Below are 25,366 nucleotides of genomic sequence, written 5' to 3' on the forward strand. Positions count from 1 at the left end.
CAACACCCCCTTCCCTACCGCATAGGTATGGTTCGAGCCATGCCAGCCACCGACCGCATCCGAGACCACGCCGGTCAGGGCGCCGCCACCACGGTCGCCGCCCACCGGACACGTCGCCGGCTGCGTGCGGACCAGGCCCGGCAACTCGCCGACCTGCTGCGCCACCAGATCCTCACCGCCGCGTTCCCGGACGGCACCCTCCCCCACGAGACCACCCTCGCCTCCGACTACCGCGCCTCCCGCAACACCGTCCGCCAGGCCCTGGACCTGCTGCGGGCGGAAGGGCTGGTGGACCGGCTGCCCGGCGTGGGCACCGTGGTCGTCGCCCGGAAATACCCGCACGGGCTCGACCGCCTGATGGGCCTCGCGGAAACCCTCCGCGAACACGGCCAGGTCACCAACGAGGTCCGCACCATGGGCCCAGCCCCGGCACCCACCCCCGTCGCCGAACGCCTCCGCGTCCCGCCCGGCGCCGACGTCCTCTACATCGAACGCCTGCGCCGCCTGAACGGCCTCCCCCTCTCCCTCGACCTCACCTACATCCCCCTCGACATCGGCACCGCCCTGCTCGGCGCCGACCTGGAGAACAACGACGTCTTCAGGCTCCTGGAGACGATCACCGGCCGGCCCCTGGGCCACGCCGAGATCACCCTGGAGGCGGTGAACGCGGACGCCCACTCCGCCGCCGTACTCCAAGCCCCGCGCGGCGCGGCCGTCCTCATGCTGGAACGGCTCACCCACCTCGCCGACGGCCGCCCCGTCGACCTGGAGTTCATCCGCTTCCGCGGCGACCGCATCACCATGAGCGGCCTCCTGCACCGCTCCCTCTGACCCTCCTCCCCTCCGCCTGACCCGTTTCCTGGAGACAGCCATGCCCTTGGCGCCCCAGCGGGCCGACGTGCCCGTGACCATCGACGAGTCGAAGTGCATCGACGGCTGCACCCTCTGCGTGGACATGTGCCCGCTGGACTCCCTCGCCATCGACGAAAGCAACGGCAAGGCCTACATGCACGTCGACGAGTGCTGGTACTGCGGCCCGTGCGCGGCCCGCTGTCCCACCGGAGCCGTGACGGTCAACATGCCCTATCTGCTCCGGTGAGAGGCCCACAACTCCTATGAAACGCACCGCGATCGCCGCCTCGGCGGCCCTCCTCCTGCTGCCGCTCTCCGCCTGCGGCGGCAGCGCCGCGGCAGGCGACGGCAAGACGGTCACTATCACCGTCGGCTACCAGTCCAAGACCATCAACACCGTCACCGCGGGCACCCTGCTCCGCAGCCTCGGCTACTTCGAGCGGCAGCTCAACGCCCTGCACGACGGCCACACCTACAAGGTCGACTGGCAGGACTACGCCACCGGCGCCCCGATCACCGCGCAGATGACCGCCGGGAAGATCGACATCGGCTCGATGGGCGACTTCCCGCTGCTGCTGAACGCGGCCCGCGGCAAACAGCTCGGCCAGCCGACCCGCCTGGTCTCGGTCACCGGCTACAACCTGCGCGGCGGCCTCAACACCGTGGTCACCGCACCCGACTCCAAGCTCACCTCGCTGACGGACCTGAAGGGCAAGAAGGTCTCGACGAGCATCGGCTCCGCCGCCGACGGCACCCTCGTCCGTGCCCTCCAGCGTGCCGGTATCGACCCGGACAAGGGCATCTCCAAACTCAACCAGCAGCCCGCGGTGGGCGCTTCGGCCCTGTCGGCGGGCAGCGTGGACGCGCTGTCCCAGTTCGTGGCCTGGCCGGGCCTGCTCGCCTACCAGGGCAAGGCGAAAGCGCTGTACGACGGCGCCCAGCTGGACCTGCCCACCTTCCACGGCGTCACTGCCCGCGAGGGCTTCGCCGAGCAGCGGCCCACCGTCCTGGAGGCCTTCCTCAAGGCGCAGGCCGAGGCCACCGACTACCTCAACGCGCACCCGGTGACCGCCGCGGAGAAGGTCGCCGCGGCCACGGGGCTGCCCGCCGAGGTCGTCTACCTCTACAACGGCGCCCACGGCATCGCCACCTTCGATCCCGCCGTCAAGCCCGCGCTGGTCTCCGCGCTGAAGCAGGACGTGTCGGTCCTCAAGGCCGCGAAGCTGACGGGTGATGTGGATGTGGACGCGTTCGTCGACGACCAGTACGTGAAGAAGGCCCTGGGCAGCTCCGACTACGCCAAGCGGCTCGCCACCGCGCCGCCGGCGGCCGCGAGCGAGGTGTGGCCCAAGGGCAGCGAGAAGACGACGAGCTTCGGCTCCCCCGAGGAACTGATCGCCTATGTCGCCCAGCACAGCGGGGACATCCGCGCCGCCTACGTCCCCGACGCCACCACCGGCACCCTCTGGTTCGCGGACAAGGCGGTGTGGGTGGCCGACGGCGAGCAGTTGCTGCCGTTCGTGACGCAGGCGACCGCGAAGGCGTACGTGGCAGCGCACGGTGGCGCGCAGGTCGTCGGGTACGCTGACGCGCTGCGGCGGGCGTCGTGAGCCGGTACGTCCTGCGGGTGGTGTCGCTGGCCGCCGCCCTCGGGGTGTGGCAGTTGCTGACCAGTCTGAACGTCGACCTGTGGCTACGTTTCTCGCAGTTCCCGACCGTCGCCGACGTCGCCCGCGCTTTCGCGGACCGGGTCTCGGGCGGCGACTACTGGACCGACCTCACCGACAGCCTCACCCGCATCCTCACCGGTTTCGTGCTGGCGGCCGTCCTGGGTGTCGCGACGGGTGTGCTCGTGGCCCGCTCGCGCCTCGCCGAGGATCTGCTCGGCCCGGTCCTGGAGGTGGTCCGGCCGATCCCGGCGATCGCTCTGGTGCCCGTCGCGATCCTGCTGTTCCCCTCCAATGAGCAGGGCATCGTCTTCATCACCTGCACCGCCGCCTTCTTCCCGGTCATGGTCTCCACCCGGCACGCGGTGCGGGCCCTCACCCCGGTGTGGGAGGAGGCGGTGCGCACCATGGGCGGCGGGCGGTGGCGGATCCTGGGTTCGGTGGTGCTGCCGGGGGCGCTGCCCGGCATCTTCGGGGGCCTGTCGGTCGGTATCGGTGTGTCGTGGATCTGTGTGATCTCCGCCGAGATGATCTCCGGCCAGTACGGGGTCGGTTACCGCACCTGGCAGGACTACACGATCGTCAACTACCCCGGGGTGTTCGTCGGGATGGTCACGATCGGGGTGCTCGGCTGGGTGACGTCCACGGCTGTCGAGCTTCTCGGCCGGCGTCTGACCCGTTGGTTGCCCCGGACGTCGTACGTGCCCGGCGGCCGGCCCCGCACTCCGGTGTCCGCCGTCCGGGTCGCAGTGCGGGCCGAGGGTGATTCCCAGAAGCAGGCCGATGCCCAGCAGCAGGGCCGCGGCGACACCGATCAGGAGGCGCGCGATGAGCACTTCGTCTGAGGTCGCGGCGCCGGAGGCCGCGCGGGGCGCCCGGCTCACGTTCGACGGGGCGGTGCTCGGCCGGCCGGGCGCCCCGGTGCTGCACGATGTCGCGTTGGATGTACGGCCGGGTGAGATCCTCACGGTCGTCGGTCCGTCGGGGTGCGGGAAGTCGACGTTGCTGCGGACGTTCGCCGGGTTGCTGGCTCCGCTGGCCGGGGCGGTGTCCCAGGACGGTGCCGCGGTGACCGGGCCGTCGGCCGACCGGGCGCTGGTCTTCCAGGAGGACGCGCTGCTGCCCTGGCGCTCGCTGCGCGGCAATGTCGAACTGCCGCTCGCCATCAAGGGGGTCGGGCGTTCCGAGCGCCGGTCGCAGGCCGGGTCCTGGCTGGCCCGGGTCGGGCTGGCCGCGCAGGCCGGGCAGTTGCCGCACCGGGTGTCGGGCGGGCAGCGCCAGCGGGCGCAGCTGGCCCGGGCGTTGGCCGGTTCGCCTCGGGTCGTGCTGATGGACGAGCCGTTCGGGGCACTGGACGCCCAGACCCGTTCCGGCATGCAGGACCTGCTGGTGGAGGTGTTGCGCGGTACGGGTGCGACCGTCGTCTTCGTCACCCATGACGTGGACGAGGCGCTTTTCCTCGGCGACCGGGTCGCCCTGCTCGCCTCCGGCCGGGTGGCGTCCGTGCAGGACGTTCCGCGTCCGCGTGTGCGCGGCGCCTTCGACGACCCTGCTCGCGCGGCCCTGCGCCGTACTGTCCTCTCCTCGCTCGGCATCTGAAAGGCATCCCGGTGACCACCCCCGCGAACGCCCCCTCCCCCACTCCCCTGGCCGTTCCCGACGTCGCGGACGCCGAGGAACTGATCTGTGACGTCCTTGTCGTCGGGGGCGGTACCGCCGGCACCATGGCCGCGCTGACCGCCGCCGAGCGCGGTGCGAACGTGCTGCTCCTGGAGAAGGCCCATGTCCGGCACTCCGGGGCGCTCGCCATGGGCATGGACGGCGTCAACAACGCGGTCGTCCCGGGCCGTGCCGAGCCCGACGACTACGTCGCCGAGATCACCCGCGCGAACGACGGGATCGTCGACCAGTCCACGGTCCGGCAGACGGCGACGCGTGGTTTCGCCATGGTCCAGCGCCTGGAGTCGTACGGGGTCAAGTTCGAGAAGGACGAGCATGGCGCGTACGCGGTCCGCCAGGTGCATCGCTCCGGTTCGTACGTACTGCCGATGCCGGAAGGCAAGGATGTCAAGAAGGTCCTGTACCGGCAGTTGCGGCGTCGTGAGATGCGGGAGCGGATCCGGATCGAGAACCGGGTGATGCCGGTGCGGGTGCTGACGGCGGCGGGGCGCGCGGTGGGCGCGGCGGGGTTCAACACCCGTACGGGGGCCTTTGTCGTCGTCCGCGCGGGTGCGGTCGTTCTCGCGACCGGTGCGGCCGGGCGGCTCGGGCTGCCCGCCTCCGGGTACCTGTACGGGACGTACGAGAATCCGACCAACGCCGGTGACGGTTACGCCATGGCCTACCACGCGGGCGCCGAGCTCACCGGGATCGAGTGCTTCCAGATCAATCCCCTGATCAAGGACTACAACGGGCCCGCGTGCGCGTACGTCGCCAATCCGTTCGGGGGTTACCAGGTCAACCGGCACGGTGAGCGGTTCGTCGACTCCGACTACTGGTCGGGGCAGATGATGGCCGAGTTCGCCGCCGAGGTCGCCTCCGACCGCGGCCCGGTCTACCTGAAGCTGAGCCACCTTCCCGAGGAGTCGGTCTCCGCTCTGGAGTCCATCCTGCACTCCACCGAGCGGCCCACCCGTGGCACGTTCCACTCCGGGCGCGGGCACGACTACCGGACCCATGACGTCGAGATGCACATCTCCGAGATCGGTCTGTGCGGCGGCCACTCCGCTTCCGGGGTCCGGGTCGACGACCATGCCCGGACGACCGTCCCCCGCTTGTACGCCGCCGGTGACCTGGCCTGCGTCCCGCACAACTACATGATCGGCGCGTTCGTCTTCGGTGATCTGGCGGGTGCGGACGCCGCCCAGTACTCGGCGTACGAAGGGGAGTTGCCGGCCGGCCAGGTGCGTGAGGCGCACGAGTTGATCTACCGTCCGCTGCGCAACCCGGACGGCCCGCCGCAGCCCCAGGTCGAGTACAAGCTGCGCCGCTTCGTGAACGACTACGTGGCTCCGCCGAAGTCCGGGGCCCGGCTCTCCCTCGCTCTGGAGTCCTTCGAGCGGATGCGGGAGGACATCGCCGCCATGGGTGCCCGGACCCCGCACGAGCTGATGCGGTGCGCCGAGGTCGACTTCATCCGTGACTGCGCCGAGATGGCCGCTCGTGCCTCCCTGGCCCGTACGGAGTCCCGCTGGGGTCTCTACCACGACCGGCTCGATCACCCCGAGCGTGATGACGCCTCCTGGTTCCACCATCTCGATCTGCACAAGTCCCCCTCTGGTGCGATGGAGTTCACGGCTCGTCCCGTGGCTCCGTATCTGGTGCCGGTCGAGGAGTTCACCCCGGTCGGCGGTCCGTCCCGGTACATCGGCGAGGTGCGTGCGCTGGATGTGGCGACGGCGGGTGCCCGTGACGTGCCGCCGGTCGCCACCGGGCCGGTGGCGGCCTCCGCTGCCGCGCGGCCCGTCGAGCCCGACCGGGCCGAGCCTGCTTCGCCGCGTCTGCTGGTGCTCCTCGCCCTCGCCGAGGAGGAGCCCGAACTCGACGCTCTTGCGCCCTATTTGACGGACCGTGACGCCTCGGTACGTCGTACCGCCGTGTCGGTCCTGACGGAGACGGCTCCGCCGGGTACCGGGCAGGCGCTGGCGGGTGCGCTCGCCGACGCGGACGCCGGGGTGCGTTCGACCGCCGCCTCCTCGCTGCGTGAGCTGGTGGAGACGCTGCCGCCCGAGCCGGCGCTGCGCGATGCCCTGGCCGCCGCGCTCGCGGTGTCCGACCCTGTCGTCCGCGCGGCCGCGCTGGACGTGCTGCGGGCGCTGCGCCTCGGCGACCCCGGCTTGTTCGCCGCTTCCCTGTCCGACGCCGATCCGGCGGTCCGGATCGAGGCGGTGCGGGCGCTGGTCTCGGTGGACGCGGCCGCCGCTCTGGCCCGCGCGGTCGCCGACCCGTCACGGGAGGTGCGGGTGACGGTGGCGAAGGCTCTCGGCACGGTGGGAGCCGCCGGCTCCGGGGCCGCTCCGGAGCGGGACGGCGTCCTGGATGCCCTCACCACGCTCACCGGCGACGCGGATGTGCTGGTCCGGGGTGCGGCGTACGAGGCTCTCGGGGGCGTCGGCTGCCCGCCGCCGCTGGCCGAGGCGGCCGTGGCCGCGTCGGCGGACCCCGCCTGGCAGGTCCGCGTCGGTGCCGCGAGGGCGTTGGGCGCCGCCGGTGCCGCGGTGGCGGTGCCCGCCCTGGCCAAGGTCCTCGCCGACCCGAACGCCGACGTCCGCAAGGCCGCCGTCCTCGCTCTGACCCGGCACGCCGGTGTCGAGGAGGCCCGCGCGGCCCTGGCCACGGCGACGGCGGACTCGGACGCGGACGTCAGGGCGTATGCGGCGAGGGGGCTGTAGGCGGCCGTCCGTTGCAGAAGGCCGCCCCGCTCCTTATATCCAGTCCTCCGGTTCCGGTTCCGCGTCCATCTCGGGCCAGTGGTCCTCGTCCCCGGCTGATGCGGGCGCGGAGGCCGGGGCGGGCGGTGTGTTGAGGGAGGCCAGTACGCCGAGCACGCCCTCGCCGTAGGTCACCAGCTTCTTCTCGCCGACGCCGCCGACGGTGGCCAGTTCGGCGATCGACTCGGGCCGGCGGGTGACGATCTCCCGCAGGGTGGCGTCGTGGAAGATCACGTATGCCGGTACGCCCTGTTCGCGGGCCTGCTCGGCACGCCAGGCGCGCAGTGCCTCGAACGCGGGGAGCAGGTCCTCGGGCAGCTCTGCCACGGCCGCCTTCGCCTTGCCCTTGCCGGACCCGGAGGACCCGGACGTCCCGGAGGACCGGGAGACCACCGGCTTCTTGGGTTCCTTGCGCAGCGGGACGTCGAGTTCGCGCCGCAGTACGGCCCCGCTGGCCTCGGTGAGCACGAGGGTGCCGTACTCGCCCTCGACCGCGAGCAGGCCCTGGGCGAGGAGTTGCCGGACGACGCCCCGCCATTCGCCTTCTTCGAGGTCGGTGCCGATGCCGAAGACGGACAGCTGGTCGTGGTCGAACTGGATGACCTTGCCGGTGCGCTTGCCGAGCAGGATGTCGACGATCTGGACGGCGCCGAACTTCTGCCCGCGTTCGCGCTGGAGTCGTACCACTGTGGAGAGGACCTTCTGGGCGGCGACGGTGCCGTCCCAGGTCTCGGGCGGGGTGAGGCAGGTGTCGCAGTTGCCGCAGCCCGCGGGGTCGGGGTCCTGGCCGAAGTAGTTCAGCAGCTGTCCGCGGCGGCACTGGGCCGTCTCGCACAGGGCGAGCATGGAGTCGAGGTGGGCCTGGGCGCGGCGGCGGAAGGCCTCGTCGCCCTCACCGGACTGGATGAGCTTGCGCTGCTGTATGACGTCGTTGAGGCCGTAGGCCATCCAGGCGGTGGAGGACAGTCCGTCACGGCCGGCACGGCCGGTCTCCTGGTAGTAGCCCTCGACGGACTTGGGCAGGTCGAGGTGGGCGACGAAGCGGACGTCGGGTTTGTCGATGCCCATGCCGAAGGCGATGGTGGCGACCACGACCAGGCCGTCCTCGCGCAGGAAGCGGGACTGGTGGGCCGCGCGGGTGCCGGCGTCGAGGCCGGCGTGGTACGGCACGGCCTCGACGCCGTTGCGGCTGAGGAATTCCGCCGTCGACTCGACGGACTTGCGGGACAGGCAGTAGACGATGCCCGCGTCCCCCTCGTGTTCCTGGCGGAGGAAGGCGAGGAGCTGCTTCTTGGGGTCGGCCTTGGGGATGATCCGGTACTGGATGTTGGGCCGGTCGAAGCTGGCTTCGAAGTGCCGGGCGGCCGGCATGTGGAGTCGCTGGGTGATCTCCTGGTGGGTCGCGCGGGTGGCGGTGGCCGTGAGCGCGATGCGCGGGACGTCCGGCCAGCGCTCGCCGAGCAGGGAGAGGGCGAGGTAGTCGGGGCGGAAGTCGTGGCCCCACTGGGAGACGCAGTGTGCCTCGTCGATGGCGAAGACGGCGATCTTGCCGCGGGTGAGCAGGTCCAGTGTGGAGTCCAGGCGGAGCCGTTCCGGGGCCAGGTAGAGCAGGTCGAGCTCGCCGGAAAGGAACTGGGCCTCGACCACGCGCCGCTCGTCGAAGTCCTGGGTGGAGTTGATGAAGCCGGCGTTCACGCCGAGGGCGCGCAGGGCGTCCACCTGGTCCTGCATGAGGGCGATGAGCGGTGAGATCACGATGCCCGTACCCGGTCTGACCAGGGCGGGGATCTGGTAGCACAGTGATTTTCCGCCGCCGGTCGGCATGAGGACGACGGCGTCGCCGCCCGCCACCACATGCTCGATGATCGCTTCCTGCTCGCCTCGGAAGGCGTCATATCCGAAGACCCGGTGCAGCGTGGCCAGTGCCTCGCTGTCCGCCGGTCCGTGCGCCTGTGGCGCCCCCGGCGTCTCGGTCGTCCCTGGCATCTCGTCGGTCCCGCCCGTCCCGCCCATCGTCGTGTCCCCCGTACGTCGTCCCTCGACCACTGCCTCCACGATAGGGGTCCGGACCGACAGCGCCCGAGTTATCCACAGGCTGCCCGCCCGGGAGAGGGGCTCGGGCGCGGGTTCCGGGCCCGGTGTCCCTCGTGGCGCGAGTTCCGGGCCGGTCTCCTCGTGGCGCGAGTTCCGGGCCGGTCTCCCTCGTCCGCAGCTGGCCCTCAGTCCTTTGGCGGTCTCCGCGTGGCGGCCGGGAAGCGGCGGGGGCCATGCTGCACGGGCGGGACCGGGGAGGCCCGTGCTGTACGGAGGTGTCGCGCTCGCGTGCCTCGTCCGCCCCAAGGAGCTTCACGATGTCTCTCAGGTCCCGCACTGCCGGCGCCGTTCTGGCGCTGGCCGTGCCGTTCGCCCTGGCCGCGGTGCCCGCCGGCGCGGCTCCCGTCCCCGAGCCCGATCCCGATCCGTTCGTGTGGACGGATCTGACCCCGACGTACACGGCGACGGCGGACTACCAGTACGAGCCGTTCGCGATCACGGACGGGTACATCCGCGCCGGCACCTGTGACCGGACCGCCCTGGGCGGGGCGGGCTACCACTACGTCAAGAGGGACAACGTGGGCGGTCTCGATCCGGCGGAGCCCGCGGGTCTCCTCTACGAGACGGACACCGACGGCGGCCGGGCGCTGGTGGCGGTGGAGTGGATCGTGCCGGCCGGGACCGGATCGACCCCGCCGACGTTGTTCGGGCAGACGTTCCAGGGGCCGGGGACGGTTCCCGGTGTGGACGGGGCCGTGTACACGCTGCGTGCCTGGATCTGGAAGGACAATCCGAGCGGCCTGTTCGCGCCGTGGAATCCGACGGTGACGTGCGCGTAGGCCTGACCCGCACGCACGCGTGGGCCCCGGTTCCCGTGCGGGGAACCGGGGCCCACGGCTGTGGCGGACGACTCAGCGCACGAACACTCCGGCCTGGCTCGCCAGGTCCAGGAAGTACTGCGGTGCCACGCCGAGGACGAGGGTGACCGCCACGCCCAGGCCGATCGCCGCCATGGTCAGCGGTGACGGCACGGCGACGGTGGGGCCCTCGGGCCTCGGTTCGCTGAAGAACATCAGGACGATCACGCGGATGTAGAAGAACGCGGCGATCGCCGACGAGATCACACCGATGACGACCAGCGGGGCCGCTCCGCCCTCGGCCGCCGCCTTGAACACGGCGAACTTCCCGGCGAAGCCGGAGGTGAGCGGGATGCCGGCGAAGGCCAGCAGGAAGACGGCGAAGACGGCGGCCACCAGCGGTGACCGGCGGCCGAGCCCCGCCCACTTGGACAGGTGGGTCGCCTCGCCGCCCGCGTCGCGCACCAGGGTGACCACGGCGAAGGCGCCGATGGTCACGAAGGAGTACGCGGCGAGGTAGAAGAGGACGGAGGACACGCCGTCCTTGGAGGTCGCGATGACACCCGCGAGGATGAATCCGGCGTGCGCGATCGACGAGTACGCCAGCAGTCGCTTGATGTCGGTCTGGGTGATCGCGACGATCGCGCCGCCCAGCATGGTGATGATCGCGACACCCCACATGACGGGCCGCCAGTCCCAGCGCAGGCCGGGCAGGACCACGTACAGGAGGCGCAGCAGCGCGCCGAAGGCGGCCACCTTGGTGGCGGCGGCCATGAAGCCGGTGACCGGGGTGGGCGCGCCCTGGTAGACGTCGGGCGTCCACATGTGGAAGGGGACCGCGCCGACCTTGAAGAGCAGGCCCATGACGACGAGCGCGGTGCCGACCAGGAGCAGCGCGTCGTTGCCCATGGTGTCGGCGAGGGCCGGGTCGATGTTGGTGACGGTGCCGTCGACGACCTGGGCGATCGTGGAGTACGACACGGAGCCGGCGTAGCCGTACAGCAGGGCGATGCCGAACAGGGTGAACGCGGAGGCGAAGGCGCCGAGCAGGAAGTACTTGACGGCGGCTTCCTGGGACATGAGGCGCTTGCGGCGGGCGAGCGCGCACATCAGGTAGAGCGGGAGGGAGAAGACCTCCAGGGCCACGAAGAGCGTCAGCAGGTCGTTGGCCGAGGGGAACACCAGCATGCCCGCGACGGCGAAGAGCAGGAGCGGGAAGACCTCGGTGGTGGTGAAGCCGGCCTTCACCGCGGCCTTCTCGCTGTCGCTGCCGGGGACGGAGGCGGCCTGGGCGGCGAAGGAGTCGACGCGGTTGCCGTGGGCCTCCGGGTCGAGGCGGCGTTCGGCGAAGGTGAACAGGGCGACGAGGCCGGACAGCAGGATCGTTCCCTGGAGGAACAGGGAGGGTCCGTCGACGGCGATGGCGCCCATGGCGGCGATGTGCGCCTTCGTCGTGCCGTAGCCGTCCGCGGCGAGCGCGACGACCGCCGCGAAGGCCGCGCAGAGGGCTACCGCGGAGACGAAGACCTGTGCGTAGTAGCGGTTCTTGCGCGGGACGAACGCCTCGACCAGCACTCCGACGATCGCCGCGCCGACGATGATCAGGGTGGGCGACAATTGCCCGTATTCGATCTTCGGCGCGGGGATCTTCGAGATCGGCTCGGCCGCGGTTGTCCACAGGCTGTGGACGGCTGTTGCGCTCACTTGGCCGCCTCCACCTCGGGCTTGGGGTCGGTCTTGTGTACGTCCGACATGGTCTGTTTGACCGCCGGGTTGACGATGTCCGTGACGGGCTTCGGGTAGACGCCCAGGAAGATCAGCAGAACGATCAGCGGGGCGACCACGACGAGTTCGCGTGCCTTCAGGTCGGGCATCGCGGAGACCTCCGGTTTCACCGGGCCCGTCATCGTCCGCTGGTAGAGGACGAGGGTGTAGAGCGCGGCGAGGACGATGCCGAAGGTGGCGATGATCCCGATGGCCGGGTAGCGCGTGAACGTGCCGACCAGAACCAGGAACTCGCTGACGAACGGGGCGAGGCCGGGCAGGGAGAGTGTGGCCAGGCCGCCGATCAGGAAGGTGCCGGCGAGCACCGGGGCGACCTTCTGCACACCGCCGTAGTCGGCGATGAGCCGCGAGCCGCGCCGGGAGATCAGGAAGCCGGCGACGAGCATCAGCGCGGCCGTGGAGATGCCGTGGTTGACCATGTAGAGGGTCGCGCCGGACTGGCCCTGGCTGGTCATCGCGAAGATGCCCAGGATGATGAAGCCGAAGTGCGAGATCGACGCGTAGGCGACCAGGCGCTTGATGTCGCGCTGGCCGACGGCGAGCAGTGCGCCGTAGATGATGCTGATCAGGGCGAGGACCAGGATGACCGGCGTCGCCCACTTGCTGGCCTCGGGGAAGAGCTGGAGGCAGAAGCGGAGCATCGCGAAGGTGCCGACCTTGTCGACGACCGCGGTGATGAGGACGGCGACGGGGGCGGTGGACTCCTGCATGGCGTTGGGCAGCCAGGTGTGCAGCGGCCACAGCGGCGCCTTCACCGCGAAGGCGAAGAAGAAGCCGAGGAACAGCCAGCGTTCGGTGCTGGTGGCCATGTGCAGGGTGCCGTTCGCGCGGGCCTGCGCGATCTCGGCGAGGGAGAAGTTCCCGGCGACGACATAGAGGCCGATCACCGCGGCCAGCATGATCAGGCCGCCGACCAGGTTGTAGAGGAGGAACTTCACGGCGGCGTACGACCGCTGGGTGGACGCCGTCTCCTCGCCGTGCTCGTGGGCGCGGTCGCCGAAGCCGCCGATGAGGAAGTACATCGGGATCAGCATGGCTTCGAAGAAGATGTAGAAGAGAAAGACGTCGGTGGCCTCGAAGGAGATGATCACCATCGCCTCGACGGCCAGGATCAGGGCGAAGAAGCCCTGGGTCGGCCGCCACCGCTTGCTGCCGGTCTCCAGCGGGTCGGCGTCGTGCCAGCCCGCCAGGATGATGAACGGGATCAGCAGGGCCGTGAGGGCGAGGAGCACGACGGCGATGCCGTCGACGCCCAGTTCGTACCGGACGCCGAAGTCCGCGATCCAGGCGTGTGATTCGGTGAGCTGGTAGCGGGCGCCGTCCGGGTCGAAGCGGACCAGGACGACGATCGCGAGGACCAGGGTGGCGAGCGAGACCAGCAGCGCGAGCCATTTCGCGGCGGTGCGCCGCGCGGCCGGTACGGCGGCCGTGGCGACCGCGCCGACGGCCGGGAGCGCCGCTGTCGCTGTCAGCAGAGGAAAGGACATCGGTATCAAACCGCCCTCATCAGCAGGGTCGCGGCGACCAGGAGGGCAGCGCCGCCGAACATCGAGACCGCGTACGAGCGCGCGTAGCCGTTCTGGAGCTTGCGCAGTCGGCCGGAGAGTCCGCCGACGCCCGCCGCGGTGCCGTTGACGACGCCGTCGACCAGGGTGTGGTCGACGTACACCAGGGAGCGGGTGAGGTGTTCGCCGCCGCGGACGAGGACGACGTGGTTGAAGTCGTCCTGGAGGAGGTCGCGGCGGGCCGCGCGGGTGAGCAGCGAACCGCGCGGGGCGACGGCCGGGACGGGACGGCGGCCGTACTGGAGGTAGGCGATGCCGACGCCGATGACCAGGCAGACCATGGTGGCGCCGGTGACGGTGGCGGCGCTGAGCGGGGAGTCGCCCTCGCTGTGGCCGGTGATCGGCTCCAGCCAGTGCAGGAAGCGGTCGCCGATGCTGAAGAAGCCGCCGGCGAAGACCGAGCCGACCGCCAGGACGATCATCGGGATGGTCATGACCTTCGGGGACTCGTGCGGGTGCGGCTCGTGGCCGTGCTCGTCGGGCTGCCAGCGCTTCTCGCCGAAGAACGTCATCAGCATCACGCGCGTCATGTAGAAGGCGGTGATGGCGGCACCGACGAGGGCGCAGGTGCCGAGGATCCAGCCCTCGGTGCCGCCCTTGGCGAACGCCGCCTCGATGATCTTGTCCTTGGAGAAGAAGCCGGACAGGCCGGGGAAGCCGATGATCGCGAGGTAGCCGAGGCCGAAGGTGATGAAGGTGACCGGCATGTACTTGCGGAGACCGCCGTACCTGCGCATGTCGACCTCGTCGTTCATGCCGTGCATGACGGAACCTGCGCCGAGGAACAGCCCGGCCTTGAAGAAGCCGTGTGTCACCAGGTGCATGATCGCGAAGACGTAGCCGATCGGGCCGAGGCCGGCGGCGAGGACCATGTAGCCGATCTGCGACATGGTCGAACCGGCGAGTGCCTTCTTGATGTCGTCCTTGGCGCAACCGACGATCGCACCGAACAGGAGGGTGACGGCGCCGACGACGGTGACGACCAGTTGCGCGTCCGGGGCCGCGTTGAAGATCGCTCCGGAGCGGACGATGAGGTACACGCCCGCGGTCACCATGGTCGCCGCGTGGATGAGGGCCGAGACCGGGGTCGGGCCTTCCATGGCGTCGCCGAGCCAGGACTGCAGCGGCACCTGGGCGGACTTGCCGCAGGCGGCGAGCAGGAGCATCAGGCCGATCGCGGTGAGCTTGCCCTCGGAGGCCTCGGTGGCGTGGTCGAGGACCGGGCCGAAGGCGAACGTGCCGAACGTCGTGAACATCAGCATGATCGCGATCGACAGGCCCATGTCGCCGACCCGGTTGACCAGGAAGGCCTTCTTGGCCGCCGTGGCCGCGCTGGGCTTGTGCTGCCAGAAGCCGATCAGCAGGTACGAGGCGAGGCCGACGCCCTCCCAGCCGACGTACAGCAGCAGGTAGTTGTCGGCGAGGACTAGCAGCAGCATCGCCGCGAGGAACAGGTTGAGGTAGCCGAAGAAGCGGCGGCGGCGCTCGTCGTGCTCCATGTACCCGATCGAGTACACGTGGATGAGCGAGCCGACGCCGGTGATCAGCAGGACGAACGTCATCGACAGCTGGTCGAGGCGGAAGGTGACGTCCGCCTGGAAGCCCTCCACCGGCACCCAGGTGTACAGGTGCTGCATCAGGGTGCGGTGTTCGGGGTTCTTGCCCAGCAGGTCGGCGAAGAGGATCACGCCGAACACGAAGGACGTCGTCGAAAGGAGCGTGCCGACCCAGTGGCCCACCGCGTCCAGGCGGCGGCCGCCGACCAGGAGGACGGCCGCTCCGAGCAGGGGCGCCGCGATCAGCAGCGCGATCAGGTTCTCTGCGTTCATACGGTCCAGCGCCCCTTACAACTTCATCAGGCTGGCGTCGTCGACCGAGGCCGAGTGGCGGGTACGGAACAGCGACACGATGATCGCGAGCCCGACCACGACCTCCGCGGCGGCGACGACCATCGTGAAGAAGGCGATGATCTGGCCGTCGAGATTGCCGTGCATCCGGGAGAAGACGACGAACGCGAGGTTGCAGGCGTTGAGCATGAGCTCGATGCACATGAAGACGACGATCGCGTTCCGTCTGATCAGCACACCGGTGGCACCGATCGTGAACAACAGGGCGGCGAGATAGAGGTAGTAGACCGGGTTCACTTCGACGCCTCCTCGCTCCGCTTGAGGTTCGCCGGCTCGATCGGGGTGCGCTCCAGCCGTTCCTCGGCGCGCTGTTCCAGGGCCCGCAGGTCGTTGAGCGCCTCCGCGGACACGTCCCGGACCTGGCCGCGGTCGCGCAGCGTCTTGCTGACCGTGAGCTCGGAGGAGGTGCCGTCGGGCAGCAGGCCGGCGATGTCCACGGCGTTGTGCCGGGCGTAGACGCCGGGGGCGGGCAGCGGCGGTACGTGCTTGCCGTCGCGTACGCGCTGCTCGGACAGCTCGCGCTGGGTCTTGGGGCGTTCGGTGCGCTCGCGGTGGGTGAGCACCATGGCGCCGACGGCGGCCGTGATGAGCAGGGCGCCGGTGATTTCGAAGGCGAACACGTACTTGGTGAAGATGAGGGCGGCGAGGCCCTCGACGTTGCCGTTGGCGTTGGCCTGGCCGGTGCCGTTGAACTGCTTCAGGGAGGCGTTGGCGATGCCCGCGAAGAGCAGGACGCCGAAGCCGACCCCACAGAGAAGGGCCAGCCAGCGCTGGCCCTTGATGGTCTCCTGCAGGGAGTCGGCGGCGGTCACGCCGACCAGCATCACCACGAAGAGGAACAGCATCATGATCGCGCCGGTGTAGACGACGATCTGCACGATGCCCAGGAAGTAGGCGCCGTTGGCGAGGTAGAACACCGCCAGGATGATCATGGTCCCGGCGAGCGAGAGCGCGCTGTGCACGGCCTTCTTCATGAAGACGGTGGACAGGGCGCCGATCACGGCGACGGAGCCGAGGACCCAGAACTGGAAGGCCTCGCCGGTGGAGGTGGTGTAGGCGGCGAGTTGCGGGCTCATGCCTCCACCTCCTCGTCCTCGGGCTTCTCGCCCTTGGAGACCGCGACCTGCTGCACGGTCCCCGGCGCGGCCTCGGTGACCAGGCCCCGGTAGTAGTCCTGTTCGTCGGTCCCCGGGAAGATCGCGTGCGGGGTGTCGACCATGCCCTCGTCGAGGCCGGCGAGCAGCTGTTCCTTGGTGTAGATGAGGTTGGCGCGGCTGCTGTCGGCCAGTTCGAACTCGTTGGTCATCGTGAGCGCGCGCGTGGGGCACGCCTCGATGCACAGCCCGCACAGGATGCAGCGGGCGTAGTTGATCTGGTAGACGCGGCCGTAGCGCTCGCCCGGCGAGTAGCGCTCCTCGTCGGTGTTGTCGGCGCCTTCCACATAGATGGCGTCGGCGGGGCAGGCCCAGGCGCACAGCTCGCAGCCGACGCACTTCTCCAGGCCGTCCGGATGGCGGTTGAGCTGGTGCCGTCCGTGGAACCGCGGAGCCGTGGTCTTCTTCTGCTCCGGGTACTGCTCGGTCAGCCGCTTCTTGAACATGGCCTTGAAGGTCACGCCGAAGCCGGCCACCGGGTTCTGGAAACCGGGTTTGGTCTCCTTGGGTTCCTCAGTCATCGGACGCCTCCTTTCCATCCGTAGATCCGTCACTCACAGTGTCCGACCCGCCACTGACAATCAGCTCCCGCTCCCGGCGCGGACTGCGCCGGGGCACCGGCGGCAGCTCCTGCCCGGGCAGCGGCGGTACGGGGAATCCGCCCGCCATCGGGTCGAACGCGGGCGGCTCGGCGTCGGCCTGCGCGGTCGTCTCCTTGCCCTTGTCGCGGAAGACGTCGACGACGAAGGACAGGAGCAGCAGGGCGAGGACGCCGCCGACGACGTACAGGGCGATGTCGGCGAAGCCGTAGTTCTCGTTGCGCAGGGTCCGCACGGTCGCGACGAGCATCAGCCAGACGACCGAGACCGGGATGAGGACCTTCCAGCCGAGCTTCATCAGCTGGTCGTAGCGCACGCGCGGGAGCGTGCCGCGCAGCCAGATGAAGAAGAACAGCAGCAGCTGGACCTTGATGACGAACCAGAGCAGCGGCCACCAGCCGTGGTTGGCGCCCTCCCAGAAGGCGCTGATCGGCCAGGGGGCGCGCCAGCCGCCGAGGAAGAGGGTGGTCGACACGGCGGAGACGGTGACCATGTTGACGTACTCGGCGAGCATGAACATCGCGAACTTGATCGACGAGTACTCGGTGTTGAAGCCGCCGACGAGGTCGCCCTCGGACTCGGGCATGTCGAACGGGGCGCGGTTGGTCTCGCCGACCATGGTGACGACGTAGATGATGAACGAGACCGGCAGCAGCAGGATGTACCAGCGGCCCTGCTGCTGTTCGACGATCGCCGACGTCGACATGGAGCCCGAGTAGAGGAACACGGAGGCGAACGCGGCGCCCATGGCGATCTCGTAGGAGATCATCTGCGCGCAGGAGCGCAGGCCGCCCAGGAGCGGGTACGTCGACCCGGAGCTCCAGCCGGCCAGCACGATGCCGTAGATGCCGACGGAGGCGACCGCGAGGATGTAGAGCATCGCGATCGGCAGGTCGGTGAGCTGCATCGCGGTGCGGGTGCCGAAGATGGAGATCTCGTTGTCGGCGGGGCCGAAGGGGATCACCGCGATCGCCATGAAGGCCGGGATGGCCGCGACGATCGGTGCGAGGACGTAGACGGCCTTGTCCGCGCGTTTGACGATGACGTCTTCCTTGAGCATCAGCTTGATGCCGTCGGCGAGCGACTGGAGCATGCCCCAGGGGCCGTGCCGGTTGGGGCCGATGCGCAGCTGCATCCAGGCGACGACCTTGCGCTCCCAGACGATGGAGAACAGCACGGTCACCATCAGGAAGGCGAAGCAGAACACCGCCTTGATGACGACCAGCCACCAGGGGTCGCGGCCGAACATGGAGAGGTCTTCAGCGGCGAGGTACGGGCTCATGCCTCCACCTCCTTGGGGGCCTCACCGGCGGTGGCCGCCGGGCCGATACGGACGAGGGAGCCGGGCAGCGCTCCGGTGCCGGAGGCGACGCCGCCGGCGACCGAGTTCAGCGGGAGCCAGACCACGCGGTCGGGCATCTCGGTGATACGGAGCGGGAGTTCGACGGTGCCGGAGGTTCCGGTGACGGCGATGAGGCCGCCGTCACCGACGCCGGCCTCGGCGGCGGTCGCGGCGGACACGCGCGCGTGGGCGGCGTGCCGGGTGCCGGCGAGCGCCTCGTCGCCCTCCTGGAGGACGCCGTGGTCTAGGAGGAGGCGGTGTCCGGCGAGCACGGCCTCCCCGGCGGCGGGCCTGGGCAGCGAGGCCCCGGTCTCCGTCGGTGCGGAGGCCCGCGGTCCGTCCCAGGCGCCCAGCCGGTCCAGTTCCGACCGCGCGGTGCGCAGATCGGGCAGGCCCAGGTGGACGTCCATGGCGTCGGCGAGCATCTGCAGCACGCGCGCGTCGGTCGGCGGGAGCCTGCGGGTCATCTGGTCGGGCTTGAGGGCGGCCTCGAAGAAGCGGGCCCGGCCTTCCCAGTTCAGGAAGGTGCCGGCCTTCTCGGCGACCGCGGCGACCGGCAGGACGACGTCGGCGTGCTCGGTGACCTCGCTGGGCCGCAGCTCCAGGGAGACCAGGAAGCCGACGGCCTCCAGGGCCGCACGCGCGCGTGCCGGGTCGGGCAGGTCGGCGACCTCGACGCCGGCGACCACCAGCGCGGACAGTTCGCCGCGGACGGCGGCCTCGACGATCTGGCCGGTGTCGCGGCCGTAGCGGAGCGGGAGTTCGGACAGGCCCCAGACGGCGGCGACCTCCTCACGCGCGCGCGGGTCGGTGGCCGGGCGGCCGCCCGGCAGCAGCGACGGCAGCGCGCCCGCCTCGATCGCGCCGCGCTCCCCGGCCCGGCGCGGGATCCACACCAGCTGAGCGCCGGTGGCGGTGGCGGCCCGTACGGCGGCGGTGAGGCCGCCGGCGACCGACGCCAGCCGCTCTCCTACGACGATCACCGCGCCCTCGGTGCGCAGCGACTCGGCGGCCCGGGCGCCGGACTCCTCCAGGCCGACGCCGCTCGCGAGCGCGTCCAGCCACTCGGTCTCGGTGCCGGGCGCGGCCGGCAGCAGGGTGCCGCCCGCCTTCTCCAGCCCGCGCGTGGCGTACGTGGCGAGGGAGAACACCCGCTGCTTGTGCTTGCGCCAGGCCTTGCGCAGCCGCAGGAAAACGCCTGGGGCCTCCTCCTCCGACTCGAACCCGACCAGCAGGACGGCGGGCGCCTTCTCCAGGGAGGTGTAGGTGACGCCCGTGCTGTCGAGGTCACGGCCTCGGCCGGCCACCCGGGCGGCCAGGAAGTCGGCCTCCTCGCCGCTGTGCACGCGCGCGCGGAAGTCGATGTCGTTGGTGTCGAGCGCCACGCGCGCGAACTTGCTGTACGCGTAGGCGTCTTCGACGGTGAGCCGGCCGCCGGTCAGGACGCCGGCCCGGGAGCGGGCGGCGGCCAGTCCGCGGGCGGCCGCGTCCAGGGCCTCGGGCCAGGAGGCGGGCTCCAGCCGGCCGTTCGCGCCGCGCACGAGCGGGGTCTCCAGCCGGTCCTTCTGCTGCGCGTACCGGAACCCGAAGCGTCCCTTGTCGCAGATCCACTCCTCGTTGACCTCGGGGTCGTTGGCGGCGAGCCGCCGCATGACCTTGCCGCGCCGGTGGTCGGTGCGGGTGGCGCAGCCGCCCGAGCAGTGCTCGCACACCGACGGCGAGGAGATCAGGTCGAAGGGGCGGGAGCGGAACCGGTACGCCGCCGAGGTCAGCGCGCCCACCGGGCAGATCTGGATGGTGTTCCCGGAGAAGTACGACTCGAACGGGTCGCCCTCGCCGGTGCCGACCTGCTGGAGCGCGCCGCGTTCCAGGAGTTCGATCATCGGGTCGCCGGCGACCTGGTTGGAGAACCGGGTGCAGCGGGCGCAGAGCACGCACCGTTCGCGGTCCAGGAGTACCTGGGTGGAGATCGGGACGGGCTTCTCGTAGGTGCGCTTCTTGCCGTCGAAGCGGGACTCGGCGTTGCCGTGCGACATCGCCTGGTTCTGCAGCGGGCACTCGCCGCCCTTGTCGCAGACGGGGCAGTCCAGCGGGTGGTTGATGAGCAGCAGCTCCATCACGCCGTGCTGGGCCTTTTCGGCGACCGGGGAGGTGAGGTGAGTCTTCACCACCATGCCGTCCGTACAGGTGATCGTGCAGGAGGCCATGGGCTTGCGCTGGCCCTCGACCTCGACGATGCACTGGCGGCAGGCGCCGGCCGGGTCCAGCAGGGGGTGGTCGCAGAAGCGCGGGATCTCGATGCCGAGTTGTTCGGCGGCGCGGATGACCAGGGTGCCCTTGGGCACGCTGATCTCGACGCCGTCGATCGTCAGCGTGACGAGGTCCTCCGGCGGGACCGCCGCCGTTCCCCCCGAGGAGGGGGAACTCGTGGTCACGGTCATGCGTTCACCTCCGGGCGGTCCGCCCAGGCAGTCGACTTGGCCGGGTCGAAGGGGCAGCCCCGGCCCGTGATGTGCTGCTCGTACTCCTCGCGGAAGTACTTCAGCGAGGAGAAGATCGGGGACGCCGCGCCGTCGCCGAGGGCGCAGAAGGACTTGCCGTTGATGTTGTCGGCGATGTCGTTCAGCTTGTCGAGGTCGGACATGACGCCCTTGCCGGCCTCGATGTCGCGGAGCAACTGCACGAGCCAGTAGGTGCCTTCGCGGCAGGGGGTGCACTTGCCGCAGGACTCGTGGGCGTAGAACTCGGTCCAGCGGGTGACGGCGCGCACCACGCAGGTGGTCTCGTCGAAGCACTGGAGTGCTTTGGTGCCGAGCATGGAACCGGCGGCGCCCACTCCCTCGTAGTCCAGGGGGACGTCGAGGTGCTCGTCGGTGAACATGGGCGTCGAGGAGCCGCCCGGTGTCCAGAACTTCAGGCGGTGGCCGGCGCGCATCCCGCCGCTCATGTCGAGGAGCTGGCGCAGGGTGATGCCGAGCGGGGCCTCGTACTGGCCGGGGCTGGCGACATGGCCGCTGAGGGAGTAGAGCGTGAAGCCCGGGGACTTCTCGCTCCCCATCGACCTGAACCAGTCCTTGCCCTTGTGCAGGATGGCGGGAACCGAGGCGATGGACTCGACGTTGTTCACAACAGTCGGGCAGGCATAGAGCCCTTCGACGGCCGGGAAGGGAGGACGCAGTCGCGGTTGGCCGCGGCGGCCTTCGAGCGAGTCGAGCAGGGCGGTCTCCTCACCGCAGATGTACGCGCCGGCGCCGGCGTGCACGGTGAGCTGGAGATCGAGTCCGCTGCCGAGGATGTTCTCGCCGAGGAGACCGGCCGCGTAGGCCTCGCGCACGGCTTCGTGCAACCGCCGCAGGACGGGGACGACTTCACCCCGCAGGTAGATGAAGGCATGCGACGACCGGATGGCGTAGCACGCGATCACGATGCCCTCGATGAGGCTGTGCGGGTTGGCGAAGAGGAGCGGGATGTCCTTGCAGGTCCCGGGCTCCGACTCGTCGGCGTTGACAACTAGATAGTGCGGTTTGCCGTCTCCCTGCGGAATGAACTGCCACTTCATCCCGGTGGGGAATCCGGCGCCGCCGCGGCCGCGCAGTCCGGACTCCTTCACATAGGCGATCAGGTCGTCCGGGGACATCGCGAGCGCCTTGCGGAGCCCCTCGTATCCTTCGTGCCTTCGGTAGACGTCGAGCGTCCAGGACCGGTCCTCGTCCCAGAAGGCCGACAGCACGGGTGCGAGCAGCTTCTCGGGGCTGGTGTCCTTCAGGTCGGGTGCCACCGTCATCACTCCCCCTCCTCTGCGGACGGTGCTTCGTGGGATTGCTGGGCGCGCGGGTGGACCACGCGCGCGGGTGCGGTCTCGCCCTTGGCCAGGCGCAGGCCCACCAGCGAGGCGGGTCCGGCGCTGCCGCTCTCCTCGACGGCCCCGGGGCGTTCGTCGGGGAAGCCGGCCAGGATGCGCGCGGTCTCCTTGAAGGTGCAGACGCGGGCGCCGCGGGTGGGTTCGACGTCCCGGCCCATGCGCAGGTCGTCGACGAGACGTTTGGCGCTGGCGGGGGTCTGGTTGTCGAAGAACTCCCAGTTGACCATCACGACCGGGGCGTAGTCGCAGGCCGCGTTGCACTCGATGTGCTCCAGGGTGACCTTGCCGTCGGCGGTGGTCTCGCCGTTGCCGACGCCCAGGTGCTCCTGGAGGGTCTCGAAGATCGCGTCGCCGCCCATCACCGCGCACAGCGTGTTGGTGCAGACGCCCACCTGGTAGTCGCCGGAGGGCCGCCGCCGGTACATGGTGTAGAAGGTGGCGACGGCGGTGACCTCGGCCGTGGTCAGCTCCAGCACATCCGCGCAGAACCGCATCCCGGTGCGGGTGACGTGTCCCTCCTCCGACTGCACGAGGTGCAGCAGCGGCAGCAGGGCGGACCGGGAGTCGGGGTAGCGGGCGATGATCTCGCGCGCGTCCGCCTCCAGCCGGGCCCGGACGTCGTCGGGGTACGCGGGCGCGGGCAGCTCGGGCATGCCCAGGCTGATACCGCGCTCCGAGGAAGAGGTGGTCACCGGTCGACGCCTCCCATCACGGGGTCGATGGACGCGACGGCGACGATGACGTCGGCGACCTGGCCGCCCTCGCACATCGCCGCCATGGCCTGCAGGTTGGTGAAGGACGGGTCGCGGAAGTGGACCCGGAACGGGCGGGTGCCGCCGTCGGACACGGCGTGCACGCCGAGTTCGCCCTTGGGTGACTCGACGGCCGCGTAGGCCTGGCCGGGCGGGACCCGGAAGCCCTCGGTGACCAGCTTGAAGTGGTGGATCAGGGCCTCCATGGAGGTGCCCATGATCTTCTTGATGTGGTCGAGGGAGTTGCCGAGCCCGTCGGGGCCCAGGGCGAGCTGGGCGGGCCAGGCGATCTTCTTGTCGGCGACCATGACCGGGCCGGGCTGGAGCCGGTCCAAGCACTGCTCGACGATCCCGAGCGACTGGCGCATCTCCTCCAGCCGGATCAGGAAGCGGCCGTAGGAGTCGCAGGTGTCGGCGGTCGGGACCTCGAAGTCGTAGGTCTCGTAGCCGCAGTACGGCTGGGCCTTGCGCAGGTCGTGCGGGAGGCCGGTGGAGCGCAGGATCGGGCCGGTCGCGCCGAGGGCCATGCAGCCGGCCAGGTCCAGGTAGCCGACGTCCTGCATGCGGGCCTTGAAGATGGGGTTCCCGGTGGCGAGCTTGTCGTACTCCGGGAGGTTCTTCCGCATCTTCTTCACGAACTCGCGGATCTGGTCCACGGCGCCGGGCGGCAGGTCCTGCGCGAGTCCGCCGGGGCGGATGTACGCGTGGTTCATCCGCAGGCCGGTGATGAGCTCGTAGAGATCGAGAATCATTTCACGATCACGGAAGCCGTAGATCATGATCGTGGTGGCGCCGAGTTCCATGCCGCCGGTGGCGATGCACACCAGGTGGGAGGAGAGCCGGTTCAGCTCCATCAGGAGCACCCGGATGATCTTGGCGCGCTCGGTGATCTCGTCCTCGATGCCGAGGAGCTTCTCGACGGCGAGACAGTAGGCGGTCTCGTTGAAGAAGGACGTCAGGTAGTCCATGCGCGTCACGAACGTGGTGCCCTGCGTCCAGGTGCGGAACTCGAGGTTCTTCTCGATCCCGGTGTGGAGGTAGCCGATGCCGCAGCGGGCCTCGGTGACGGTCTCGCCGTCGATCTCCAGGATGAGGCGGAGCACTCCGTGGGTGGACGGATGCTGGGGACCCATGTTGACGACGATGCGTTCGTCGTCGGCGCGGGCCGCGGACTGGACGATCTCGTCCCAGTCGCCGCCGGTGACCGTGTACACGGTGCCCTCGGTGGTCTCCCGCGGAGTTGCGTGCTGCGTGCTCATGAGTACGACCTCCGCTGGTCCGGAGCCGGGATCTGGGCGCCCTTGTACTCGACGGGGATGCCGCCGAGGGGGTAGTCCTTGCGCTGCGGATGGCCCTGCCAGTCGTCCGGCATCATGATCCGCGTCAGGGCCGGGTGACCGTCGAAGACGATCCCGAAGAAGTCGTAGGTCTCCCGCTCGTGCCAGTCGTTGGTCGGATAGACGGAGACCAGGGACGGGATGTGCGGGTCGGCGTCCGGGGCGCTGACCTCCAGGCGGATCAGCCGGTTGTGGGTGATCGAGCGCAGGTGGTAGACGGCGTGCAGCTCGCGGCCCTTGTCGTGGAGGTAGTGGACGCCGCTGACGCCGGTGCACAGTTCGAAGCGGAGCGCCGGGTCGTCGCGCAGGGTGCGGGCGACGCGCGGCAGGTGCTCGCGTTCGATGTGGAAGGTGATCTCGTCGCGGTCGACGACCGTCTTCTCGATGGCGTTGCCGGGGAGCAGCCCCTGCTCCTCCAGGGCGCCCTCCAGCTCGTCGGCGACCTCGTCGAACCAGCCGCCGTAGGGGCGGGCGGCCGGCCCCGGGAGCCGGACCGAGCGGACCAGACCGCCGTAGCCGGAGGTGTCGCCGCCGTTGTTCGCGCCGAACATGCCGCGCTGGACGCGGATCTCCTCACCACCCTGGCCGCGCTGGCCGGGGAGGTTGTCGGCGGCCATGTCCTTCTCGGGGTTCACCCCGTTGTGGCCGTTCGCGTCGCTCACCGCAGCAGCCCCTTCATCTCGATCGTGGGCAGGGCCTTGAGCGCCGCCTCCTCCGCCTCGCGGGCGGCCTCCTCGGCGTTGACGCCGAGCTTGGAGGACTGGATCTTCTGATGGAGCTTGAGGATCGCGTCCATCAGCATCTCGGGGCGCGGCGGGCAGCCGGGCAGATAGATGTCGACGGGGACGACGTGGTCGACGCCCTGGACGATCGCGTAGTTGTTGAACATGCCGCCCGAGGAGGCGCAGACGCCCATGGAGATCACCCACTTGGGGTTGGGCATCTGGTCGTAGACCTGCCTCAGCACCGGCGCCATCTTCTGGCTGACCCGGCCGGCGACGATCATGAGGTCGGCCTGGCGGGGTGAGCCGCGGAAGACCTCCATGCCGAAGCGGGCCAGGTCGTAGCGGCCGGCGCCGGTGGTCATCATCTCGATGGCGCAGCAGGCGAGGCCGAAGGTGGCGGGGAAGACGGACGCCTTGCGCACCCAGCCCGCGGCCTGCTCGACGGTGGTCAGCAGGAATCCGCTCGGCAGCTTTTCTTCGAGTCCCATGTCTAAAGGC

General features: G+C 70.2%; 21 protein-coding genes. 7 read left to right on the forward strand and 14 right to left on the reverse strand.

Annotated elements, in window-relative coordinates; genetic code table 11:
* Window positions 1-39 precede the first annotated feature (39 nt).
* From ACGFZS_RS14470 to ACGFZS_RS14495, 6 genes are read left to right on the forward strand one after another with little or no spacing between them, the layout of a single operon-like run.
* Window positions 40-831, forward strand: coding sequence for a GntR family transcriptional regulator (locus ACGFZS_RS14470; RefSeq protein WP_393795306.1), 792 nt, complete (start codon window positions 40-42; stop codon window positions 829-831).
* Between the two features lie 40 nt (window positions 832-871).
* Window positions 872-1,099, forward strand: coding sequence for a ferredoxin family protein (locus tag ACGFZS_RS14475; protein WP_010986276.1), 228 nt, complete (start codon window positions 872-874; stop codon window positions 1,097-1,099).
* 16 nt (window positions 1,100-1,115) lie between these two features.
* Window positions 1,116-2,462 carry an ABC transporter substrate-binding protein gene (locus tag ACGFZS_RS14480; protein WP_393795307.1) on the forward strand — a complete coding sequence of 449 codons (1,347 nt, stop codon included), beginning with the start codon at window positions 1,116-1,118 and terminating at the stop codon, window positions 2,460-2,462.
* Window positions 2,459-3,364 (forward strand): ABC transporter permease, encoded by a 906-nt coding sequence (locus ACGFZS_RS14485; protein ID WP_393795308.1) that lies wholly within the window; start codon window positions 2,459-2,461, stop codon window positions 3,362-3,364. The genes ACGFZS_RS14480 and ACGFZS_RS14485 overlap by 4 nt, the downstream gene beginning before the upstream one ends.
* Window positions 3,348-4,118: an ABC transporter ATP-binding protein gene (locus ACGFZS_RS14490; RefSeq protein WP_393795309.1), complete on the forward strand. Its 771-nt coding sequence runs from the start codon at window positions 3,348-3,350 to the stop codon at window positions 4,116-4,118. The genes ACGFZS_RS14485 and ACGFZS_RS14490 overlap by 17 nt, the downstream gene beginning before the upstream one ends.
* A gap of 11 nt (window positions 4,119-4,129) precedes the next feature.
* Window positions 4,130-6,910, forward strand: coding sequence for a fumarate reductase/succinate dehydrogenase flavoprotein subunit (locus ACGFZS_RS14495; RefSeq protein ID WP_393795310.1), 2,781 nt, complete (start codon window positions 4,130-4,132; stop codon window positions 6,908-6,910).
* Between the two features lie 33 nt (window positions 6,911-6,943).
* On the opposite strand, the gene recQ is transcribed toward ACGFZS_RS14495, so the two are convergent.
* The gene (recQ, locus tag ACGFZS_RS14500; RefSeq protein WP_393795311.1) at window positions 6,944-8,935 is read right to left on the reverse strand and encodes a DNA helicase RecQ; all 1,992 of its coding nucleotides are present in this window, start codon (window positions 8,933-8,935) and stop codon (window positions 6,944-6,946) included.
* Window positions 8,936-9,300: 365 nt separating this feature from the next.
* Between recQ and ACGFZS_RS14505 the strand changes: the two genes are divergently transcribed.
* On the forward strand, window positions 9,301-9,822 hold the full coding sequence (locus ACGFZS_RS14505; protein ID WP_393662581.1) for a hypothetical protein: 522 nt from the start codon (window positions 9,301-9,303) through the stop codon (window positions 9,820-9,822).
* A gap of 72 nt (window positions 9,823-9,894) precedes the next feature.
* On the opposite strand, the gene nuoN is transcribed toward ACGFZS_RS14505, so the two are convergent.
* From nuoN to ACGFZS_RS14570, 13 genes are read right to left on the reverse strand one after another with little or no spacing between them, the layout of a single operon-like run.
* Entirely contained in the window at window positions 9,895-11,544 is a 1,650-nt protein-coding gene (gene nuoN / locus ACGFZS_RS14510; protein ID WP_393795312.1) for an NADH-quinone oxidoreductase subunit NuoN, read from the reverse strand.
* Complete coding sequence (locus ACGFZS_RS14515; RefSeq protein ID WP_393795313.1) at window positions 11,541-13,112, reverse strand: NADH-quinone oxidoreductase subunit M; 1,572 nt, start codon at window positions 13,110-13,112, stop codon at window positions 11,541-11,543. Before ACGFZS_RS14515 ends, nuoN begins: the two co-directional genes overlap by 4 nt.
* Window positions 13,113-13,117: 5 nt before the next feature.
* Window positions 13,118-15,019 (reverse strand): NADH-quinone oxidoreductase subunit L, encoded by a 1,902-nt coding sequence (gene nuoL, locus ACGFZS_RS14520; protein ID WP_359210330.1) that lies wholly within the window; start codon window positions 15,017-15,019, stop codon window positions 13,118-13,120.
* Window positions 15,020-15,034: 15 nt separating this feature from the next.
* Complete coding sequence (gene nuoK / locus ACGFZS_RS14525) at window positions 15,035-15,334, reverse strand: NADH-quinone oxidoreductase subunit NuoK (protein WP_046726439.1); 300 nt, start codon at window positions 15,332-15,334, stop codon at window positions 15,035-15,037.
* Complete coding sequence (locus ACGFZS_RS14530; RefSeq protein WP_365692477.1) at window positions 15,331-16,173, reverse strand: NADH-quinone oxidoreductase subunit J; 843 nt, start codon at window positions 16,171-16,173, stop codon at window positions 15,331-15,333. Before ACGFZS_RS14530 ends, nuoK begins: the two co-directional genes overlap by 4 nt.
* Window positions 16,170-16,772 carry an NADH-quinone oxidoreductase subunit NuoI gene (gene nuoI / locus ACGFZS_RS14535; protein WP_359210324.1) on the reverse strand — a complete coding sequence of 201 codons (603 nt, stop codon included), beginning with the start codon at window positions 16,770-16,772 and terminating at the stop codon, window positions 16,170-16,172. Before nuoI ends, ACGFZS_RS14530 begins: the two co-directional genes overlap by 4 nt.
* Window positions 16,765-18,132 carry an NADH-quinone oxidoreductase subunit NuoH gene (gene nuoH / locus ACGFZS_RS14540; RefSeq protein ID WP_393795314.1) on the reverse strand — a complete coding sequence of 456 codons (1,368 nt, stop codon included), beginning with the start codon at window positions 18,130-18,132 and terminating at the stop codon, window positions 16,765-16,767. The genes nuoI and nuoH overlap by 8 nt, the downstream gene beginning before the upstream one ends.
* The gene (locus ACGFZS_RS14545) at window positions 18,129-20,633 is read right to left on the reverse strand and encodes an NADH-quinone oxidoreductase subunit G (RefSeq protein WP_393795315.1); all 2,505 of its coding nucleotides are present in this window, start codon (window positions 20,631-20,633) and stop codon (window positions 18,129-18,131) included. Before ACGFZS_RS14545 ends, nuoH begins: the two co-directional genes overlap by 4 nt.
* Complete coding sequence (gene nuoF / locus ACGFZS_RS14550; protein WP_393795316.1) at window positions 20,630-21,976, reverse strand: NADH-quinone oxidoreductase subunit NuoF; 1,347 nt, start codon at window positions 21,974-21,976, stop codon at window positions 20,630-20,632. Before nuoF ends, ACGFZS_RS14545 begins: the two co-directional genes overlap by 4 nt.
* Window positions 21,976-22,746 carry an NADH-quinone oxidoreductase subunit NuoE gene (gene nuoE / locus ACGFZS_RS14555; RefSeq protein ID WP_393795317.1) on the reverse strand — a complete coding sequence of 257 codons (771 nt, stop codon included), beginning with the start codon at window positions 22,744-22,746 and terminating at the stop codon, window positions 21,976-21,978. The genes nuoF and nuoE overlap by 1 nt, the downstream gene beginning before the upstream one ends.
* Entirely contained in the window at window positions 22,743-24,065 is a 1,323-nt protein-coding gene (locus ACGFZS_RS14560) for an NADH-quinone oxidoreductase subunit D (protein ID WP_359210311.1), read from the reverse strand. Before ACGFZS_RS14560 ends, nuoE begins: the two co-directional genes overlap by 4 nt.
* Complete coding sequence (locus tag ACGFZS_RS14565) at window positions 24,062-24,805, reverse strand: NADH-quinone oxidoreductase subunit C (RefSeq protein WP_355709624.1); 744 nt, start codon at window positions 24,803-24,805, stop codon at window positions 24,062-24,064. Before ACGFZS_RS14565 ends, ACGFZS_RS14560 begins: the two co-directional genes overlap by 4 nt.
* A complete protein-coding gene (locus ACGFZS_RS14570) occupies window positions 24,802-25,356 on the reverse strand; it encodes an NADH-quinone oxidoreductase subunit B family protein (RefSeq protein WP_030174336.1) in 555 nt (184 codons plus the stop codon). Before ACGFZS_RS14570 ends, ACGFZS_RS14565 begins: the two co-directional genes overlap by 4 nt.
* Window positions 25,357-25,366: the final 10 nt, after the last annotated feature.

It is taken from the genome of Streptomyces sp. NPDC048288, from assembly GCF_043201555.1.
In the GTDB taxonomy this organism is placed as follows: Bacteria; Actinomycetota; Actinomycetes; order Streptomycetales; family Streptomycetaceae; genus Streptomyces.

Coding starts and splice junctions, on each gene's coding strand:
- ACGFZS_RS14505 (WP_393662581.1), top strand. CDS start 9,301: ATGTCTCTCAGGTCCCGCACTGCCGGCGCCGTTCTGGCGCTGGCCGTG.
- nuoF (WP_393795316.1), bottom strand. CDS start 21,976: ATGACGGTGGCACCCGACCTGAAGGACACCAGCCCCGAGAAGCTGCTC.
- ACGFZS_RS14490 (WP_393795309.1), top strand. CDS start 3,348: ATGAGCACTTCGTCTGAGGTCGCGGCGCCGGAGGCCGCGCGGGGCGCC.
- ACGFZS_RS14545 (WP_393795315.1), bottom strand. CDS start 20,633: ATGACCGTGACCACGAGTTCCCCCTCCTCGGGGGGAACGGCGGCGGTC.
- nuoI (WP_359210324.1), bottom strand. CDS start 16,772: ATGACTGAGGAACCCAAGGAGACCAAACCCGGTTTCCAGAACCCGGTG.
- ACGFZS_RS14470 (WP_393795306.1), top strand. CDS start 40: ATGCCAGCCACCGACCGCATCCGAGACCACGCCGGTCAGGGCGCCGCC.
- nuoL (WP_359210330.1), bottom strand. CDS start 15,019: ATGAACGCAGAGAACCTGATCGCGCTGCTGATCGCGGCGCCCCTGCTC.
- ACGFZS_RS14480 (WP_393795307.1), top strand. CDS start 1,116: ATGAAACGCACCGCGATCGCCGCCTCGGCGGCCCTCCTCCTGCTGCCG.
- ACGFZS_RS14530 (WP_365692477.1), bottom strand. CDS start 16,173: ATGAGCCCGCAACTCGCCGCCTACACCACCTCCACCGGCGAGGCCTTC.
- ACGFZS_RS14570 (WP_030174336.1), bottom strand. CDS start 25,356: ATGGGACTCGAAGAAAAGCTGCCGAGCGGATTCCTGCTGACCACCGTC.
- ACGFZS_RS14515 (WP_393795313.1), bottom strand. CDS start 13,112: ATGTCCTTTCCTCTGCTGACAGCGACAGCGGCGCTCCCGGCCGTCGGC.
- ACGFZS_RS14560 (WP_359210311.1), bottom strand. CDS start 24,065: ATGAGCACGCAGCACGCAACTCCGCGGGAGACCACCGAGGGCACCGTG.
- ACGFZS_RS14475 (WP_010986276.1), top strand. CDS start 872: ATGCCCTTGGCGCCCCAGCGGGCCGACGTGCCCGTGACCATCGACGAG.
- recQ (WP_393795311.1), bottom strand. CDS start 8,935: ATGCCAGGGACGACCGAGACGCCGGGGGCGCCACAGGCGCACGGACCG.
- nuoH (WP_393795314.1), bottom strand. CDS start 18,132: ATGAGCCCGTACCTCGCCGCTGAAGACCTCTCCATGTTCGGCCGCGAC.